The organism is Lamprocystis purpurea DSM 4197 (assembly GCF_000379525.1).
Lineage (GTDB): Bacteria > Pseudomonadota > Gammaproteobacteria > Chromatiales > Chromatiaceae > Thiodictyon > Thiodictyon purpureum.
In genome coordinates, this window is sequence record NZ_KB902440.1 from 1 (window position 1) to 2,200 (window position 2,200).

Genomic DNA, 2,200 nt, shown 5'->3' on the forward strand with positions numbered 1-2,200 from the left:
TGAAGCCTTGAACTCCAAATGCGCATCAATGGCCGCCACCAGACAGAGGCCGCCTGAGATAGAATGAGTAACTTGTTAGTGAACCTTCACTAAGCTAGCCAGTTAGCACGATGCCTGTGGCGCGCGCTCGCTCTTGAGACAAAGGTTAGGCTCTTACTCATTCCCCAACAAAAGAACCAGAGCCTGGCCCCTTACTCTCTCCTTACTCTCTATTTCCTTGTATTGAGAGCCTTAGGAGCGTTGTCTTTGCTTGTGTGCCCATCTACTCTGCGAGAAACTCAAAACGCCTAATCGCGGAGGCCGGGCCGGGGCGATACTTAAACGCTACGGGAAAAAGTTGATCGCCTTGGGGACGCCAGGGAAAAAGCACCATTACTTCGCCCGGCGTCGCACGAAGACAACCAAGGTCATCACGCTCAAGGGTACAGGATGCAGCGATTACGAGGGCACACGAATCTGGATTTTCTCGCGCATGCTGGACTTCATTCTGGGTGAGCGCTACTGAAAAATATTCCGACCATGAGGATGAAGAGCCCTTCGCTTCGACATATAGTCTCTTTCCTTCGCGTTCCGCTTCAAGGTCCCATGCCTTCGTGGCGCTTGTATCGAGTATCTGGTCGTCCGTGAATCCGTTGCTTCGCAACCAAGTCCGGGCTGCTTCCATTCCAGCTTGCTCAATTGCTCGGCGTGCCTCCACCCCTTCGACACGTCCTTGCCCTTCTGTCCACATCGTAAGGGCACGCTCGAACTCGACTTTGGGAGGCGGGGATTCAATGACATCGTCAACGGCATAGCACCAGGGCCGACGGTCGGGTATTCGGGTAAGGCCGCGGAAATACGGTTCAAAACGAGCCATCCAGGCGTCTCCCGTATTCTCTCCTCGGCGACACTTTTCTACCGCGGTCCAGGCTCTTCCCCACCAGCCGGCAGGATTGCTGGTCGGTCCCAGCGTAGCGCGTTGGCGCACCTCGTCGTCGCCTTTCGATGCCTGAGCAGGCATCTTCGTCGCCCACCAAGTCTCAACAATGTAGTCACGCATTGCGGGTATCGCGGCATTAAGTGTTGCGTCTTGACGAGCCGCCATCAACTTGTTTCCTCCGATTTCTTTGGTTGAAGGCATGGGCGTCGCCGCAATCATAAGTTGGTCAGGCTAACTTTAACCACAGCCCGCGCCAAGCTGCGGCCTGAGCGAGAGCGAAGGCCGCAGCTTGGCGTCGGTGCTGGTGGGTTCGTTAGCTCGTTTCATTTCGCGCACCAAGAAAACGGTTCGCACCTGGGTCTCGCCAAATGAACCAGGCGGAAATAAGCACTAGTATAAGATGGGGAAGCATGACGTGTGGAAGGAACCATCTTAACCAGTAAGCTCCGCCAACTACGACTTTACCGTCGCTGCTTCTTTCCTTAGTGGGGTGCAGAAACGCTGGCACGCCTTCCATCCAGCTACTGTTTATCCGCGGACCCAGATCGGTGTGGCAGGCAATCTCAATTTCAGCCATCCTTGGGTAGTACCTCATCTGATGGCCCTTTACTGATGCCTCAAGGAGCCAGAACGACAGCGCACTAATCAGAACCGCGAGGAATAACCCCCTATTTTTCTGCTGAAAGGCGAGAGCCAGAGTCGCTAAGCTAAAAGTTACAGCCCAGCCTTTGATTGTAAGAAGGCGGGCGTCGAAAGCGCCAACAATCTTCACGATTTCGAGGTACTCGCTAGAGATTAATGTGGCGCAGTCCATCGGTCCCCCTTTCTTGGAGCTGACACATTTAGGCGGACGAACTACCCCATAACACGTCGCCTTTTTAAGATTGGATCAGTGTTTTCTCAGGTTGTCAAGCCCCTGCGCTCCGTTCCTCACCGCACCGTTCGTGCGTTATAAGGCAAGATTGCCTCATCACGCACGAACGCGTCGAGGGTACGCTGCTTAAACGGGCGATGCGACGATTGTTCTCAGAAAAGAATAAACGAAGAAACAATCGTGTGAAGTCCCTTTCTCGACGGTTGGTCAGGGTGTTTGGGAGGCACCGACCGAAGGCTGACATGCGTCAGTTCAACTGGTGTTCCCAGGATAGCAGGCGCGGAGGCGGTTGCCCGCCTTCTGTGACCCTGTCGCACGGCGAATCCGTTCTAGCCCACCGTGGCTGGCCGTCCCCGCGGGCGGCGGCGGGAGTTTTCCGTCATGCCCAGGTAGTCGAACACCAGGCG

General features: G+C 55.2%; 1 protein-coding gene. It reads right to left on the reverse strand.

Features of this window, described 5'->3' with window-relative positions; all coding sequences use genetic code 11:
• Positions 1-262: 262 nt before the first annotated feature.
• Positions 263-1,120 (reverse strand): protein NO VEIN domain-containing protein, encoded by an 858-nt coding sequence (locus A39O_RS40595; protein ID WP_157639838.1) that lies wholly within the window; start codon positions 1,118-1,120, stop codon positions 263-265.
• Positions 1,121-2,200 lie beyond the last annotated feature (1,080 nt).

Excerpts from the sequence above, each read along its gene's own strand:
- A39O_RS40595 (WP_157639838.1), bottom strand. The coding sequence starts at position 1,120 with ATGCCTTCAACCAAAGAAATCGGAGGAAACAAGTTGATGGCGGCTCGT.